Below are 17,218 nucleotides of genomic sequence, written 5' to 3' on the forward strand. Positions count from 1 at the left end.
CAAACGGGAACTAAAGGTGTTTATTTAAAACAATTATTAGCGGATAAACTCACGGAGCACAAGCACTATATCAGTGTGCATGGCCAGGATATGCCCGAGGTGCTTAACTGGAAATGGGATGCTGTTAATCCAACCAGTGCATGATTGAAAAACTGATCCCAGTTAGCCAACAGACCGAGGAAACACTGCGCAGGTCGGTTTTCAAAACAATTAGTTACCGCGTGGTGATCCTTTTATTAGACTTTGTATGTGTGTATTTGTTTATCGGACAGATTAAAGTAGTTTTCGGTTTTATGATCGTCAGCAATATTTACACAACCATTGGTTATTTTCTACATGAGCGGATCTGGGACAGGATCAAATGGGGCAAAACGATTGCCCATAAAAAAGCGTGATAAAATGGAAATAAAAACAGATCAAAGCTTCTGGCACCTGGATAAAGCAACGGCATTAAAGCAGTTGACGGCAAAGGAGCAGGGTTTGAGTGACCGGGAAGTTATCGAAAAGAAAAAACAATATGGTGCCAATACTATAAAGGCCAATACCTCATCATCTGCATTCTTTCTCTTCGTGTCGCAGTTTAAAAGCCCGATCACCCTGATGCTAATCGCAGCAGCTTTGTTATCAGCTGGGTTGGGCGATGTTGCCGATACCGTAATTATCCTGGCTATTGTACTGATTAGTAGTTTCCTGGGGTTCTGGCAGGAAAAAGGCGCTTCGGATGCAGTGAAGGAACTGATGAAAATGGTGCAGCTCCATTGTGCTGTTTTAAGGAACGGCAAGAAAATAGAAATACCGGTCGAAGAAGTGGTTCCGGGCGATGTCGTGATACTATCGGCGGGAGACGTGATACCCGGAGACAGCCTGATCCTCGAATCGCAGGAACTGTTTGTTGATGAAGCGGCCTTTACCGGCGAAACCTATCCGGTGGAAAAGAACGCCGGGGTTTTGCCCGAAAATACCCCTTTGGCCAAAAGAAGCAATGCGCTGTTTATGGGCTCGCATGTCATCAGCGGCAAAGCCAGCGCCCTTATTATCAAAATTGGCAAACAAACAGAGTTTGGACAAATATCCGCTGGCTTACAGGCAAGGATACCGGAAACTGATTTTGAAAAAGGTATCCGGAAATTCGGTTATATGCTGATGGAGATCACCTTGTTGCTGGTGATCATTATTTTTGGCATCAATGTTTTCTTGCATAAGCCCGTGCTCGATTCTTTCCTGTTTTCATTGGCGCTGGCGGTAGGTTTAACGCCGCAATTACTGCCAGCTATCATTAGTGTCAACCTGGCTACGGGCGCACGGCGCATGGCCAAACAGCAGGTAATTGTTAAACGCTTGTCATCTATTGAAAACTTCGGCAGCATGAACATGCTGTGTTCAGATAAAACAGGAACCATTACCGAAGGTAAGGTGAAATTAAAAGACACGCTGGATATAAGCGGGAATCATAGTGATAAGGTTTTACAATATGCCTGGCTCAACGCTTCCATGCAACAAGGTTTTAATAACCCCATTGACGCGGCAATTTGTTCGGAATATAAAGGCCCGGCAAATACGTATCAGGTGCAAACAGAGATACCCTATGATTTTATCCGTAAGCGCCTCACCATACAGGTAAAAAACCAAAGGGAGAATTTCGTCATTACCAAAGGCGCATTAAATAATATTTTAGCAGTTTGCAGCCAGGTTGAAACCTCCGACGGGAAAATAGAAGCTATTGCAGACAGCACAGCTGAAATACATAAGCAATACGAGCAGTTAAGCGCCAATGGATACCGCACATTAGGCGTGGCTTATAAGCCCTCCAACGCAAAACAGGATTTTACCAAGGAAGATGAAAAGGACATGGTATTTATAGGCTTTATCACCTTGTTTGACCCGCTTAAAGCCAATGTTGCCGATTTGATGGCTAAAATGAATGACCTGGGTGTAAAGCTTAAATTCATTACCGGTGACAACGCTCTGGTAGCCAAAAGCCTGGCTTTGCAAATTGGCATAAAGGATCCTCAGATATTGACAGGCGCAGATCTACTGAAAATGACTAATTCGGCTTTGTTTCATAAGGCCCCGCTGACGGATGTTTTTGCTGAAGTGGAGCCTAATCAAAAAGAAAGGATCATCACCATTTTGAAAAAGGCAGGCAATGTAGTTGGTTTTATGGGCGATGGCATTAACGATGCCCCGGCGCTCCATACCGCCGATGTAGGTATATCTGTAAATACCGCAGTAGATGTTGCCAAAGAAGCGGCCGACATTGTATTATTGAGCAGTGGCCTTGAGGTCTTGATCGATGGAATTATCGAAGGGCGCAAAACGTTTGCCAATACCATGAAATACATTTTTATGGCTACAAGCGCAAATTTCGGCAATATGTTCAGTATGGCGGGCGCGTCATTATTTTTAAAATTCCTGCCTTTGCTACCGAAACAGATCTTGTTGACCAATCTGTTAACCGACTTTCCAGAAATGACCATTGCTACAGACAGGGTTGATCAGATCAATATCCAATCGCCCCAACGCTGGGATTTGGGGTTCATCAAACGCTTTATGATCACTTTCGGGTTACTGAGTTCCGTTTTTGATTACCTGACTTTTGGAGTATTGTTATTTGTCTTCCACGCGAATGAAAAGACATTTCAAACCGGGTGGTTCGCTGAATCGGTCATATCCGCCACCTTGATCGTTTTAGTGGTCAGGACACAGCTGTCTTTTTTTAAAAGTCTGCCTGGTAAATATTTAGCCATCGCCACGGTATTGATCCTGATGCTCGTATTGGCACTGCCGTTGACACCTTTAGCCACCTGGTTCGGGTTTACCCGGCTGCCTATAACTTATTATGGCTGGATGCTACTCATTATTGTTTGTTATCTGGGATCAGCAGAACTGGCGAAGCGGTGGTTTTATAGAAAAATGAATGCCACTGCAAACAAGCAAATGTTAACTGCGTTAAAAAAGTAAAACGTATGAAATGGATGTTAAAGAGCTGAAAAACATTGTGAACCAGTTAATGGGCAACGGTAAGGGCCTGTTAGCCATGGACGAAAGTGTAGCGACTTGCAATAAACGCTTCGAAGCTCTTGGCATCCCGCAAACCGAAGAATATCGCCGGAAATACCGTGAGTTAATCGTCACTACGCCGGGTTTGGAAACCTACATCAGTGGTGCGATCCTTTTTCAGGAAACGATTAGACAAACCACCGAAGACGGTACTTTATTCATAGATATTTTAATTAAAAAAGGTATTATACCCGGTATCAAGGTAGATCAGGGAACTGTACCCATGCCTGCATTTCCGGGTGAAAAGGTCACAGAGGGTTTAGACGGGCTGCGCGAACGATTAATTGACTATTATCAAAAAGGTGCCCGTTTTGCTAAATGGCGCGCTGTCATCGCAATCGATCATGGTATTCCTACGACATCTTGTATCAAAGCCAATGCCTATTTATTAGCACGCTATGCAGCCCTCTGCCAAGAATGTGGGTCGGTGCCCATTGTGGAACCGGAGGTACTGATGGATGATAACCACACGTTCGAAAAATGTGCTGAGGTCACTACCGAAGTTTTACACGCCCTATTTAATGCACTGTATCAGCAGCGGGTAAATCTGGAATGTATGATCCTGAAACCTAATATGATATTATCAGGATTAGATTTCAGGACGCAGGACGACGCGGGCGCAATAGCGGAGGCAACCGTTACCTGTTTCTTACGGTGCGTGCCAGCTGCGGTACCTGGCATCGCTTTTTTATCCGGCGGTCAGGCTTTTGAGCAAGCATCCGAACGGCTGAATGCCATGCACGTCAAGTTTGGCGACATCATGCCATGGACGTTGACCTTTTCTTTCTCACGCGCCATCCAGCAACCCGCACTAGAAGCTTGGAAAGGTGACGATCAGCAAATTGCAATTGCGCAAAGATTACTACTTCACCGGGGAACTTGTAATGCCGCGGCAAGGCGAGGCGAATATACAAATGCGCTAGAAGCTCATGAAGGGTAGTGAAATATTACGTCCATTCGCTCAGCCTTTTGTAACTTTATAAGTGTGCTAATAATGTTCAATATTCAAATTTCAATATACCATAAGAAAATGACATACAAAGCGATCCTTACGTATTGAGTTCATTAAATAACCTATCGGCATTATTTTTTGAAGAAGCTATATTGGAAACACTTCTTACTCAACAAGAAAAGTAATCTTGCTGGTATCAGAAAAAATAATTGAACTTTAGGAAAGGTTGCTTTCAGTTGAGCAAGAAAAATTGCTATTGGAGAATGAAAATTAAGGTGAAGAAGCCTCTTTTTTTATGTCCCCACTGAGATAATCAGCCTATGCAGGATTGAACACGATAGTGATGGTGATGAAATTAAACGAAGTGTAAATGTGAAAGATTATCGGTAAAATGTTTCTAAGAGTCAAAAATTAATTAACAGGAAAAAGGTTGTATCTTTCAAAGATATAGGAGCATTGCAACCTTATCTCATTGTTGGCATCGGCGGCTCAGCTGGTGCGCTTAACGCTTATAAAGCGCTATTGGGGGCCATGCCGTCAAAAACAGGTATGGCCTTTGTTATTGTTTCTCACATGAGTCCCACGGCCCATAGTCAGTTAGCTGAAATACTGTCGGGTCATACGAAAATGATTGTAAAGGTCGCTGCTGAAGCAATGCCAATTGAGGCAAATAACGTTTATGTAATTCCTCCGGGCGCAGATCTTCTAAGGGAGAATTACACCTTCAAAGTCATGAGCCCGCGCTCGGGCAGTAACAAGCAAATTGATTTATTTTTTATTTCTTTGGCAGTAGCAATGGGCAATCGTGCGGTCGGCATTGTCCTTTCAGGATATTATCATGATGGCACCGACGGATGCAGACAAATTAAGGCAAACGGAGGAAAGACCTTTGCTCAAGACAGTTCTGCCGAAGTAGAATTTATGCCGATTAGTGCCTTGTATTCGGGTAATGTTGATTTCGTTATACCTCTCGACAAAATTCCGGATAAACTAAAAAGTTTGGCCGCTGCGCTTGAAGCTTAGAAAAGAAAGTGCAGTACTTATTCTTGGCTGTAGAAGATAATATGTTGCCAGTGAAAGCTTTGTCAGATTTTTTTTAAATAACTCGTCTAAATTAGACTGACAAATGCCCGTCAACCACTTGGAGCAAATGATCGATGTCGAAAGGTTTTGCTACAGTAAAACCTGATTCTAAAAATACGGGGTGGAGGCATATCGCTTTTCGCGGATATGCTGATTATATGGAAACGATGTCTTCAAAGAGGAGAAACAGAACTTAAAAAATTCACATTGAAACAACGCACGGCATATATGTGTTCAAAAGCTGTATGGTGGCGCTATCATCGTTCTATAATTTCCGATTATTTAAAAATTCGCGGCTGGAAAGTAGTTTAATTATAACCCATGTTTACCAATTTTAACAAAGCAGAACAGCAAATACGCTATCCCGAGGATAGAAGATGGTTTATTGGTTTTAACACTTATGCGCTTGTTGCCATTTTAATCATATTATTATTAACTGTTGGGCTTGCCTGGTTTCAATTTTTGGCATTTGGCTTACCAGCTGACCCTTCTGCAAAATTCCATGCTGTATTACTTTCAAACCCAACAGGATTTCCTGTATGGGTAAGCTTAAGCCACTGGGTGAACTTCTTTTTTTTAATGATGATTATCAGAAGCGGCCTTTCCATTTTAGCAGATCACCCCCGTCTGTACTGGAACCATGGTTGTTCGCCAAATTCGGAGTGGCTAAGGTTTACACCCATTAAAATACCAAACGATCGGGTTTATACAGCCAAAGAAGATAGCCGGTATTTAAACCCCGTATTTGGGTTGCCTGGCTACCGTCATTCCGTAGGCATAGCACGCTCGTGGCATTTTATAACTGTTCCATTTTTTTTGTTTAACGGTGTGGTTTTTATATTACTGTTATTTTTTACAAATCAATGGAAACGGTTAGTTCCGGTGACTTGGCAGATCATACCTGATTCCTGGAACGTCTTTGTACACTATGCCACCTTCCACATGCCGATGGAACCTAACGGCTTTTATCATTTTAACGCCTTGCAGCAAATTTCCTACTTCGCGGTTGTTTTTCTTTTGGCGCCCATTGCCATGTTAAGCGGTATGTGTATGTCACCAGCGATAGAAAATCGTTTTCACTGGTTGCCAAAGCTTTTCGGCAACAGGCAGGGTGCGCGTTCGGTACACTTTTTAGTTATGCTGGCTTATTTGGTATTTATTATTATTCATGTGGCAATGGTAGCGGCGACCGGGCTTGTTCGCAACATGAACCATATCACTTTAAACACCGATAGCTCGGTTAGTTATACCGGTTTATATATCGGGTTGTGTATTGTTTTGTTCACCATTGCCTTTGGATTTCTGGCGCATTGGATTTCCTGGCAACGTCCACGGTCTTTGCAGCATACAGAAGCAGCTATTAATGGCAGATTGTGGTTAAACACCATCAATAAGTTTAAACCCAAGCTCTATTACAAACAAAAGGACATATCGCCTTATTTTTGGGTAAACGGAAAAATGCCGGTATCAGAAACGTGGCAAAAATTAGCTGCCAATAAATTCAAAGATTTTAAGCTTGCTGTTGGAGGTATGGTTGACAATCCGGTCCAGCTATCTTTAGAAGATTTGCAACGAATGGGTAAGGAACAAAATATTACGATGCACCATTGCATACAAGGATGGTCAGGCATTGCAGAATGGGGCGGCTTGCCTATTCAGGCGCTGGTAGAATTAGTGAAGCCGCATCCATCGGTTAAAACAGTCGTGTTTTACTCATTTGGTGAAGGGCTTTATGGCGGCACCTATTATGACACACATACGTTAGATAATTGCCTGAAACCAGAATCAATTTTAGCTTGGGAGATGAATTATCAGCCGCTTCCTGAAAAATATGGTGCTCCGCTCCGTTTGCGGGTAGAGAATCAGTTAGGTTATAAGATGGTCAAATGGATTTGCAAAATTGAGTTTGTAGACACTCATGAGAACATAGGGAAAGGTTATGGCGGTAAAAATGAAGATGATGAATATTTTGACCTGTTAGCTGATACATAGATTTAAAGTTTCCGACCACAATTTAAAAGAATGGATACCATCAGGTCAACAGGTATGGCTTTAATTATAAAACTGTCTTTAGTAGTTTTTCTTTCATTCCTATAATCACAATGATATTAGCATCGTTATAATCTGTCCGTAAACGTGGCTCGATTAGTGGATGTATTTCAGAAAACTAACCAATAAAAACATGAAAAAAATCATTATTACTTTAGCTGCTGTTATACTAAGTTGTAGCGCAATGGCACAAAACAAAATAGCAGACACTTCGATGCACAAGATGTCGCATATGTCTATGAGTAAAAAAATGAATCATTCAGCGATGATAATGAATCATTCAGCGATGATGATGGACGGCAAAATGATGACCATGATGCACGGTAAAAATATGCCCATGACCAAAACAATGACCATGACCAATGGAACTATGGTAATGACGGATGGCACCGTTAAAATGAAGGACGGTAAAATTATGATGTTAACAGACGGTCAATGCGTGATGAAGAACGGTAAGGTGATGAAAATGCCTATGAAAAAAGGTGTGAAGGATGACAAGATGAAAATGTAATTTCATTCTCCTTAAAATCCGGCGTATAAATATGTTGGATTTTTTGTTTAATTTTTTTTCAATGTGTAATATTTGCCATAAAATTACACGCATAGTTAATCCCTTCCATCCCCACTTACTTGGCCCTTAGTTCTCAACATATTACATAGCTAAAAAACAATTCTTCATACTATTTCCTGCAATTTTCTTATCTTTAAATATCGGCAGGGCGTGTTACCTATGTAACTACCTCAAACGACGAAAGCTTTATAATTCATTGATTATCAGTCGATAACAAAGATAGGTTCGAGCCCAGGTGGGCGCACATCAACCCCTTTAAACGGCCCCTGAAACCCCTTAAATGGCTTATTTAAGGGGTTTTTAATTTATTATACCCTCCGCGGATTTACACCGCTTGAAAGGAAGCTTTCCTTTGATCAGGATTTTTTTTGATATATTTAAAAACGTAGCTTAAAATTTGCTTGGCGGCAAACCTATATTTGTGTAAGTTCGGTTTAATGAAACAACCTGGCCTTTTCCCCTTTTTTTGTAGTATTGTCAACGGTATTTTCACTAATCTCCTGTAAGGATTTTATTAAGCCATCAATTAAAAATAAACAGGTATTCCTGGATCGGACAAGATGGGCTGATTGGGCAGCAAACCGATTATTATGCTTTCGGGATGAGCATAAAATCTTTGGAACCGAATGTACCAAGCCCAAAAAACCAGTATCTTTACAATGAAAAGGAACTACAGGACGAAACAGGCCAATACGATTATGGCGCGCGGTTTTATGATCCGGTAATTGGGAGGTGGACGAGTGTGGATGCTAAGGCGGAACTTGATAGAAGGTGGTCGCCATACACTTATGTGTTCAATAATCCTATGCGTTTTATTGATCCCGATGGTATGTTTGCTGACTTTTTTGATATAGATGGTAAAAAAATTGGCACAGACTGGATTTAAAATGATCAAAGATTAGTGGTTACAGACAAAAATCAAGCTAAACAAGTTGCTGCAACAGATAAGGCTGGTGGAACTACTCAAATAGATGATATCAGTTCTGCAACATTTTTACCAAGCACACCAGTGTTGAATCAGTTTATTAAGGTTTTGAATGTACAAGTTAATGGTACAACCCCAATGAAAAACTACCATCTTTGGTAACGCCTACAGGAACAGTAGTAGATTTTAGTGGGAAAGAAGATTCAATTAATGGTTGTTACTACCCTGGAGTGTTATACGTTAACAATATGCAAACGAAAAACTTACTTTATGTGGATAGCTTGAAAAACTTGACCTTAAAGTTTGATTATTATGAATATCCAGGAAAAAAACAGGTTATTCATAATTATAAGATAGAATTAAATAGAAAGTGGTTCAAAGAATCACTTATAATTGTTAAAGTATTCGATATCAATAAGAAAAAAGGAACTTATAGTTACACGTTTGAAGTTCCAGGTGTTTCGTTTGGAAAGCTAAACGAATAACTAAAAGAAGACAAAATGATTGAGAACAACAAAGCCCCTTTAAAGGGCTTTGTTGTTTAAGCTAAATTGAGGGCTTCGGCCACCGAGTCTTTCAGTCTTTTTTTAGATACCAGGGAATCCAGTATTGTAAAGAAAGCAGACTTTTCCTTTTCTTCCACCTCGATCGATCAAAGCCATTTTATTAATGACCGATTTAACATAGGAGTTTATTTCTGTGAGCATATCATCGGCATTCACCATTTGGGCAACACATGCGCCACGGTGACCTGGGATGCGGCCAATGCCACGCAGCTAACGCCGAAAATTCTGCAACAAACCGATTACTATGCCTTCGGCCTGAGCATAAAATCTTTGGAACCGAATGTACCAAGCCCAAAAAACCAGGATTTTTACAATGGAAAGAAACTACTGATCCGCCCAAATTAAAAACTAAGGAAAAGTAACAGTTCCTATATCCTTAACACCGCCTTTCACAACAACAACATTGCTGATAGTTTTAACCGCATAAGGGCTTACCGGTATAAAATTAACGCTGTAGGTAGCCGCAGGCATGCCTGGGAAATAAAACTTTCCGGTACCGTCTGCAATTGTACTTACGGTATCAGTTCCGTTAATCGCATATACTTTTGGATAGGCCGCTATTGGGATTACCAGACCAGTTATGGCACCCGAAACCGCCTGTGAAATTGCACGGATCACCGGCTTTAAGATATACTTTCCACTTCCTGTGGTTACGATGGACTGCCCGGCATCAAAATCAAGCAATAAGGTATAAGCGATACCCGCTGTCAGGTTATCCATTACCTTCAATTTTACCCCGGATGTTTGCCCGCTTGGCGTGGTCAGATCATGAGATATACCGTTAACAATCACCTTATTACCGGTAGTATTAAGCACCAGGCGGACCTCCTGTAATTGCCCTGACGGGATATCTGTGGCTGCAAGTAAAGTGTCTTTTCCTAACCTGAAATGCAGGATGTCAATCGGGCCGCCGTTCACATCTAATGTCTGCTGGCCACCCGTGGTAATCACCACAACTTGTTTAACACTCAAAATAACTGCATCATAGGGCCCGGGGCCGTCGGTCAGCCGGACAGACAAGGGAGTTGTGTTCGAACTATTGCTTTTTTTACAGGAAGCAAAACCTAAAGCAAGTATCACAACCGAAAATAAAATTATCTTATTCATCATTTATTGGTTTTAGTTCTGTGTATCTTATTTATTACACATTTGCAAAATAACATATTTATACAAAAATTGTTTTGTTTAAACAACGTACCACCATTCAGTTTTCTCTTTTAAATCAGTGCCTTTTATAATAATAGTTTTACTTAAATGGTTTGCATTTATAAGAAATGATAGGTGGAAAGTTTATGAACAGCAATTTGACCAGTGGCCCCAAGCCAAAAACTTATCAGGTACATATATTGTAACAGCAATAGTAATATTGATTTTTGGTAATCTTATTTTTACTGGTTACATATAAGCAATAATGAGATTATAGTAGTAATTAGTTACAAATCAAAAAAGTGAGCCCGGTTAAACTAGCCGGTTTTTTTTGCTTTGAGAGTTGTCGGTATATCTGTACATAATATTATCTGTATATGTGTTAATGTGTTTGTTTTTTATGCTGCAAGTTGTGTTTTGGGGTACCCAAAAACACAACTTGCCTTAACCGCCGAAGCGGTAAGGGGTTGGTGGCCTGCGCAACTTGGCCGCCCCTAAACCCCCGATTAGCACTTGTATAAAACAACGGTTAGCTTGTAAAGTACAATCCTGATGGGTTCGGCACGGTATAAATGGGCTTTTACTTTGCTGCCTGGTAACACTCAAAACCGGGCCTGTAATGAACAGGATATTATATGTAGCCCGTAAAGCCAAAGGCTTAACGGATCAAAAGATGACAACTTTTTTAGAAGTTGACGAAACTCCACTGGTCTAAGTTTAGCGTAGTATAACATAGACCTAAAATGTGTTAAGCTTTCAGCTTACACGATTTGCGTTAGGGGATGCAGCGGATACCGGCCAATGTGGTTAAGGCCTGTGCAGTATGAGCGTAAAACCCGTGCTGCTGGCAACGCTTAGGATATTGTAAAAATAACAGATAAAAACTTGGGTTTAATGGTGCAGACTTCCTGCAATCGGTAAATTACCGCTTCAACATCCGGAGGCAGTTGCTGACCATTAACAACATCAAACTTATAGCCCATAATACCGACCCCAACGCTAATACCAATGATGATGCGAACGAAGTTTTCGGGGAAGAAATGCTATATGACCAAGCCGGCAGCAGCGATCACCATGATCAGGTTTATCTGGGATATTTTGCGAATAGCATACGTACCCGACTTCCGTTTAACAATAACAATGCAGAGTATGCAGACGCTTATCCATGCGGAACAGAAAATGTAATTCTTTCAAGTAACAGATCAGGAACAGTTGGAGAATATGATTTGTAGGTAGCGAATATCACCAGTGGAGCAATTTTTTCCTTATCAAGTTATAACACCGGTATAAATTCTTCGGTAGATGAACTAGGCTCTGCCTACACACCCAATTAATTTTAAACAACTTTTTAGTTAATTCCAGTTGATTATAAGAGAGCGTATCTGATTCGTTGAATTAGTGCGCTTTTTTTTCGCTAATAACAAAAGGTTGTGCGTAGTACATTTCCATATGTTGTCCACAATGGACCCGAGATCTCCAATAAATAGAAAGAAGACATTTTTGAAAACCTGATGAAAAGAATGATCGTAAACCCGCTTTATATCCATAAAATGATTATCAACAAAACCCCTATTTCAAATAATTTATTTAAAATTTATTTAAACAATCCGTAATACATCATGTTTTATATCTAAAATTAATATAGATATAAAATGGAAAACATCGTAGAAATTGCATCAGGTAACAAAGATTTTAGTACGTTAGTTGCTGCAGTTGTGGCTGCAGGTTTAGCGGAAACTCTTAGCGGAAATGGTCCGTTTACAGTATTTGCACCAACTAACGAAGCATTTGCAAAGTTACCTGCGGGCACAGTGGAAGAACTTCTAAAGCCTGAAAACAAGGAAAAACTTGCTTCAATTCTTACTTACCATGTAGTAGCAGGTAAAGTAATGTCCAAAGACTTGTCTAACGGACAAAAAGCTAAAACTGTTAACGGTCAGGAGATAACAGTTGCAATCGGAGACGGTGTAAAAATTGAAAATGCAACAGTGACAACAGCTGACCTTGAAGCTTCAAATGGGGTTATTCACGTGATTGATTCCGTGATTTTACCTAAGTAGTATTGAATATCCATGCGTGTCTGTTTAATGAACGATACGCATGGTATTTTATTTATAGATATACCCTCAATGTAACGCTTACAATAGGTGACGTTATTGAATATTTAGTAAAAAATTAAATGAGCGGAAATTGGTTTAAGATATTAGCAAAACCACCATTTAATTCACCAAGTTATTTTTGAATTTGTTTGGACAGCGTTTTATACTCTTGTCAGGTTTTTTTTAAAGATCATCATTCAATTTATCCGGCCAATTGCTTGTTAACCACTCGAAGTAAATGATCAAGATCAAAAGGTTTTGCGACAAAATCATTCGGTGCGGCTTGCAGATGCAATGATTCACTTAGGTTATGTGTCCCGGAAATCAGAATAACCGGCAGAAAATTGGTCAGATGATTTTCCTTTATTTCTTTACAAATTGCACGGCCATCCATACCGGCCAGCATTACGTCCATTAAGATGAGGTCAGGCTGAAAATCTTTTATATCATCAAATACAGTGTCACCGCAAGATAAGGCACGAATTTCATATCCATTTGCTACTAATACTAAAGAAATGATTTCCAAAATGTCAGGGTCATCGTCAAAAACTAATATTTTTTTGCTCATAAATCAGAAGAATACAAACCGCTAATATTCATAGTTAATATGATGCCAGTATAAAGTTTATATCAAAATTTGTTGCGATGATTTGTAAACCCCTGATAATAAAAAAATATTACAATTGAGGTAAACTAAAGTAAAAAGTTGATCCTTTACCTATCTCACTTTCTACCCAAACTTTACCATTATGCCGCTGGATTATTTCAGCTGACAAGTAAAGACCGAGGCCAAAACCTGAAACTTTTTGCGTATCCACATTTTCTATCCGGTAGTAACGATCAAATAATTTTTTTTGATCCTGTGGCATAATACCTATGCCTTCATCCTTTACACTTACCTGAATGGTGCCATTTACTTCTTCGCAAGAAATCTCAATATTTTTACTTTTTGGTGAATACTTTATCGAATTACTTAGTAAGTTGTTGATCACCTGGCCTATTTTATCCCTGTCTGCCGAAACCATTAATGATAAACAGGGCTTTAAAACGATACTGTGGGTTACAGACGTTAGCAATACCTCTTCCACTACTTCATTGATCAGAGAATCCATTTTGAAGGTTTCATTATGCAAATAAATTTTACCGGCTTCAAAACTTGAAACATTTAAAAAGCCGTTGATCAGTGCGGTCATCTTCTTAACCTGATTATGTGCTTTATCTAACTTAGTAATACTAAATGGATCCTCGTCTTTTTTTGCTTTGGAAGCTAATAGTTGAATATACCCCTGAAGTGAAGCAAGAGGATTTTTGAGTTCATGGCTTGCCATTGCTATAAAGTCATTTTTACGGATCTCATCCTGCTTATGCATCGTAATATCATGTACAACGCCCGTAAAATAAGCCGGCTTATCATCCTGATCATAGGAAATGTCGCCATTGACCCTCACCCAGCGCAGCTTTCCGTCATGTAGCCCACGTAGGGGATATTCTATATCACATTTTGTACCCATGTTATTATTTGCTTCTACAACACCAGTTACTAAATGTTGATATTTACTATCAATTTGTGCAACTGTCGCTTCAAGACTCATCTGCTCATGGGGGTAAAAACCAAATATCTCTTTAAGCCGTTGGGATGGAATAAATTCACGCGTTTGTAAGTTTATAGACCACATTCCCATTGCTGCCGAATCTATGGCTATACCCAGCATTTTATTACTGACATTTAATTCCCGCTGTATCTTTTTTAATTCGGTAATATCATTAAACGTAAGAATGGCACCATCTCTTTTATTATCTGCCTGTCGTATGTAAGGCATCGTCATGATTTGGTACCATTTACCATTATTGGTTTCAATTTCTTTGGTGATTATGCTGCCATTAGCAAGCACTTTTTTAACATCCTCAATAATGGTTTCAAATTTGATATTGGTAGAAATATTGCTAAGCGGCCTGCCCACATCTGTTTCCAGCAGGTTGAACTGCTTTACCGTACCCGGCGAAAATTTCATTAACCGAAGGTCATTATCAATAAATAACTGACCGTTGATGTTACTCCTGAAGTAATTATTTAAATCGTCATTAATTTCGAGCAGTTCTTTGTTTTTTAACTGGTAATCCGCATTAATGGTATGCAGCTCTTCATTTACCGATTGCATTTCTTCATTGGTACTTTGCATTTCTTCATTGGCCGAAAGAAGCTCTTCATTAAAAGACTGCATATTTTCATTGGAAGCATCAAGCTTTTCATGAGCAGACTGAAGCTTATCTTTTAGTTCCTTCAACTCTTCTTCCAGGTTCATGGTGTACTCACCGTGATATATTTTTTCATCAAACACCATGTCTTCCCGATGTTCTGTGCTCAATAATTTATCCTCAGTAAAAGTTATCATTAACAATGTTTGCTCACCCTTCTTTCCGTTCAATGGGCGTATAGAGAGGCTAACTTTAATTACCGATTGGTTATTTTTAATTTTTATACCTGTAAGGGTATTTTTTTGGTTTGTTTTTAAGGCGGTGGTTTTTAATGTATTAAACGCAACGGCAAGTGGCTTTGGCAAAAGCTCTTCCAGGTTTGAAGTATAATGCTTTTGTAAAAAATATTTTGTCGTATCGCCGTAAGATTTTACCACTTGATTGTTTTCATCAATACAAACGGCCAGGTAATCCAGGTCTTCAGCTAAACCAACGTACATTTTTTCTGCCTGAGAATTATTTGCACTTTGGGAAGTATCCTCATAAGACAAGGAGGAGGTTTTAACTTTTGAATCAACGAGTTCAGGTAATGAGAACGCATCAAATTGTAAAAGTCGTTTTGTTTCAAGATTCTTATATATCTTATATTTCTTATGGGTAATTTCGAGGTTTTTTATAATAGGCATCGGGTTTTCACTTGAACCTAAAAATAAATAAGCATCCTTTTTAAGTCCAAAAAGTAGCATGGTAAATATCTTTTTTTGCAATACAGGTGTCATGTAGATCAGCAGGTTGCGACAGCTGATAAAATGCATATTGCAATATGGCGGGTTCTTCACCAGGTCGTGCTTTGCAAAGATCACCATTTTACGTATTTCCGGGTTGACCTTATAATTGTTTCCTTCTTTAAAAAAATAATTTTCGAGCCGCTCCGCCGATACCTCTTTTGCAATGCTTAAATTATACATGCCCTTGCCAGCCTGCACTAACGCGGCACTATCAATATCAGTAGCAAATATTTTTACAACGGTATTTTTTAGTTTGCCGGTTAATTGCTCAGCTATTAATATAGCGAGTGAATAAGCTTCTTCGCCGGTAGCGCAGCCCGCTACCCACAGTTTTAATTCTTCCTCCGGTGCAAGATTTTCTAATATGCCTGGCAATACCTTTTTTTCAATAAAGTTAAAGGCCTCTTTATCTCTAAAAAATGAAGTGACACTAATTAAAAAATCCTTGGCCAATGCTGCTATTTCCACGGGTGTGGCCTTCAAAAAGTCAATATAATTTTCTAATCTGGTAAAATTATTATAAGCCGCCCTTCTTTTAATTCTTCTTAATATAGTAGTTTGCTTATAATCCGAAAAATCAAGCGGTAGCTGTTCATTGATCAGATGTATAATTGCCTCCAAGTTTTTTTGGTCGTCAGCGGTATCAGGTATTAATTCCCGCTCGTTTTTTACATACTCTTCAATAGTACCTGGCATTAATTCAGGTTCCAAAATAAAATCTACCATACCTGTAGCTATGGCGTTAGATGGCATACTGGCAAACTCGGCTGTCTCCGGGTTGCGGGCTATCACCATGCCGCCTGCTTTTTTAATTGCCTTTATGCCTTGGGTGCCATCACTGCCTAAACCAGAAAGCACTACAGCAATAGCTTTGGTACCGCAATCTGCCGCGAGGGAATTAAAAAATGTATTTATAGTAAGGTGAGGCCCTGTAGCTTTTTCCTTGGTTGTTAAAAATAATGTATCATCACTAATGGTCATGAACTTATCGCTGGGGATAAGATATACCTGGTTGCTTTTTACATACATGCCATTTTTAGCTTCTACAACTACAAGCTTGCTGTGCTTGGCCAGCAATTCAACCATCCTGCTTTTAAAATCAGAAGATAAATGCTGTACAATGATATAGGATACGCCATCTAAAGGTGTGTGGTCAAAAAAGGAATTGATTTCTTCCATGCCGCCAGCAGAGGCGCCAATAGCAATAATATGGTGGGGGGCGTCTTTCTGCATGTCAGTACTTTAAAGAGCTAAATGAGAATTTTTAAAAATTTGAGATGATAAAAAATTGACTAATACCAAACTTACAATTATATTTTGAAAGTGAATATTTTATAAACGTTCAACAGGGAGTATTTATAATTAAAAGCCTTAACCAAAGCTATCAGGAATGGAATAGTTTAAATCGCAATTTTACTGGCATCATTTTAGATACATTGCTTGTATATATTACAGGATATGATCATTAGAAAACCGAAAGTTGATGATGCAGAATTAGTCCGGCTAATTTCATTAAAAAGCAGAGCGGGCGCTGAAGTGCTGTATGACAGGTATGCTATGGTTTTATTGTTAGTAATCATTCGCATTGTTCCTGAAAAAAAAGAAGCTGAAGCTGTGCTTGAGCAAACCTTTATTAAAGTCTGGAACTCCTTTGATGTTTACATTAGGCAAAATGGAAAGCTGCTGCCCTGGATGATTGTTATCGCCAGAAATTTAATAAAAGATACTATTAATGGTAAAATTAATCTACCAAAAATGGCAGTCAAAACTTGAAAAAGGTGAA

General features: G+C 39.5%; 16 protein-coding genes. 13 read left to right on the forward strand and 3 right to left on the reverse strand.

Annotated features, from left to right (window positions below):
* The 11 genes from NAF17_RS18390 to NAF17_RS17940 all read left to right on the forward strand — a co-directional run.
* Positions 1–144: phosphoketolase family protein (locus NAF17_RS18390; RefSeq protein ID WP_370341490.1), on the forward strand; the 144-nt coding region annotated here is incomplete at its 5' end.
* Complete coding sequence (locus NAF17_RS17895; protein WP_252759400.1) at positions 141–395, forward strand: DUF2061 domain-containing protein; 255 nt, start codon at positions 141–143, stop codon at positions 393–395. The genes NAF17_RS18390 and NAF17_RS17895, both read left to right, overlap by 4 nt.
* 4 nt (positions 396–399) lie before the next feature.
* Positions 400–2,961 (forward strand): magnesium-translocating P-type ATPase, encoded by a 2,562-nt coding sequence (mgtA, locus tag NAF17_RS17900; RefSeq protein WP_252759401.1) that lies wholly within the window; start codon positions 400–402, stop codon positions 2,959–2,961.
* Between the two features lie 10 nt (positions 2,962–2,971).
* A complete protein-coding gene (locus tag NAF17_RS17905; RefSeq protein WP_252759402.1) occupies positions 2,972–4,000 on the forward strand; it encodes a class I fructose-bisphosphate aldolase in 1,029 nt (342 codons plus the stop codon).
* 468 nt (positions 4,001–4,468) lie between these two features.
* The gene (locus tag NAF17_RS17910) at positions 4,469–5,035 is read left to right on the forward strand and encodes a chemotaxis protein CheB (RefSeq protein ID WP_252759403.1); all 567 of its coding nucleotides are present in this window, start codon (positions 4,469–4,471) and stop codon (positions 5,033–5,035) included.
* 381 nt (positions 5,036–5,416) lie between these two features.
* Complete coding sequence (locus NAF17_RS17915; protein WP_252759404.1) at positions 5,417–7,087, forward strand: molybdopterin-dependent oxidoreductase; 1,671 nt, start codon at positions 5,417–5,419, stop codon at positions 7,085–7,087.
* Positions 7,088–7,415: 328 nt separating this feature from the next.
* On the forward strand, positions 7,416–7,655 hold the full coding sequence (locus tag NAF17_RS17920) for a DUF6799 domain-containing protein (protein WP_252759405.1): 240 nt from the start codon (positions 7,416–7,418) through the stop codon (positions 7,653–7,655).
* A 628-nt stretch (positions 7,656–8,283) separates the two neighbouring features.
* The gene (locus NAF17_RS17925) at positions 8,284–8,601 is read left to right on the forward strand and encodes an RHS repeat domain-containing protein (RefSeq protein WP_370341492.1); all 318 of its coding nucleotides are present in this window, start codon (positions 8,284–8,286) and stop codon (positions 8,599–8,601) included.
* Positions 8,602–8,616: 15 nt separating this feature from the next.
* A complete protein-coding gene (locus tag NAF17_RS17930) occupies positions 8,617–8,802 on the forward strand; it encodes a hypothetical protein (protein WP_252759407.1) in 186 nt (61 codons plus the stop codon).
* Positions 8,796–9,125 carry a hypothetical protein gene (locus NAF17_RS17935; protein WP_252759408.1) on the forward strand — a complete coding sequence of 110 codons (330 nt, stop codon included), beginning with the start codon at positions 8,796–8,798 and terminating at the stop codon, positions 9,123–9,125. Before NAF17_RS17930 ends, NAF17_RS17935 begins: the two co-directional genes overlap by 7 nt.
* A 66-nt stretch (positions 9,126–9,191) precedes the next feature.
* Positions 9,192–9,551: a hypothetical protein gene (locus NAF17_RS17940; protein WP_252759409.1), complete on the forward strand. Its 360-nt coding sequence runs from the start codon at positions 9,192–9,194 to the stop codon at positions 9,549–9,551.
* 3 nt (positions 9,552–9,554) lie between these two features.
* Here the strand turns inward: NAF17_RS17940 and NAF17_RS17945 are convergent, their stop codons facing one another.
* Positions 9,555–10,316 carry a DUF4382 domain-containing protein gene (locus NAF17_RS17945; protein ID WP_252759410.1) on the reverse strand — a complete coding sequence of 254 codons (762 nt, stop codon included), beginning with the start codon at positions 10,314–10,316 and terminating at the stop codon, positions 9,555–9,557.
* Positions 10,317–12,004: 1,688 nt separating this feature from the next.
* Between NAF17_RS17945 and NAF17_RS17950 the strand changes: the two genes are divergently transcribed.
* Positions 12,005–12,412 (forward strand): fasciclin domain-containing protein, encoded by a 408-nt coding sequence (locus tag NAF17_RS17950; protein ID WP_252759411.1) that lies wholly within the window; start codon positions 12,005–12,007, stop codon positions 12,410–12,412.
* A gap of 241 nt (positions 12,413–12,653) precedes the next feature.
* Here the strand turns inward: NAF17_RS17950 and NAF17_RS17955 are convergent, their stop codons facing one another.
* Entirely contained in the window at positions 12,654–13,019 is a 366-nt protein-coding gene (locus tag NAF17_RS17955) for a response regulator (RefSeq protein ID WP_252759412.1), read from the reverse strand.
* Between the two features lie 109 nt (positions 13,020–13,128).
* A complete protein-coding gene (locus NAF17_RS17960) occupies positions 13,129–16,668 on the reverse strand; it encodes a chemotaxis protein CheB (protein WP_252759413.1) in 3,540 nt (1,179 codons plus the stop codon).
* 225 nt (positions 16,669–16,893) lie between these two features.
* Here NAF17_RS17960 and NAF17_RS17965 point away from each other — a divergent pair, with 225 nt between their 5' ends.
* The gene (locus NAF17_RS17965) at positions 16,894–17,208 is read left to right on the forward strand and encodes an RNA polymerase sigma factor (protein WP_252759414.1); all 315 of its coding nucleotides are present in this window, start codon (positions 16,894–16,896) and stop codon (positions 17,206–17,208) included.
* Positions 17,209–17,218: the final 10 nt, after the last annotated feature.

This window comes from Mucilaginibacter aurantiaciroseus, from assembly GCF_024055595.1.
Taxonomy (GTDB): Bacteria; Bacteroidota; Bacteroidia; order Sphingobacteriales; family Sphingobacteriaceae; genus Mucilaginibacter; species Mucilaginibacter aurantiaciroseus.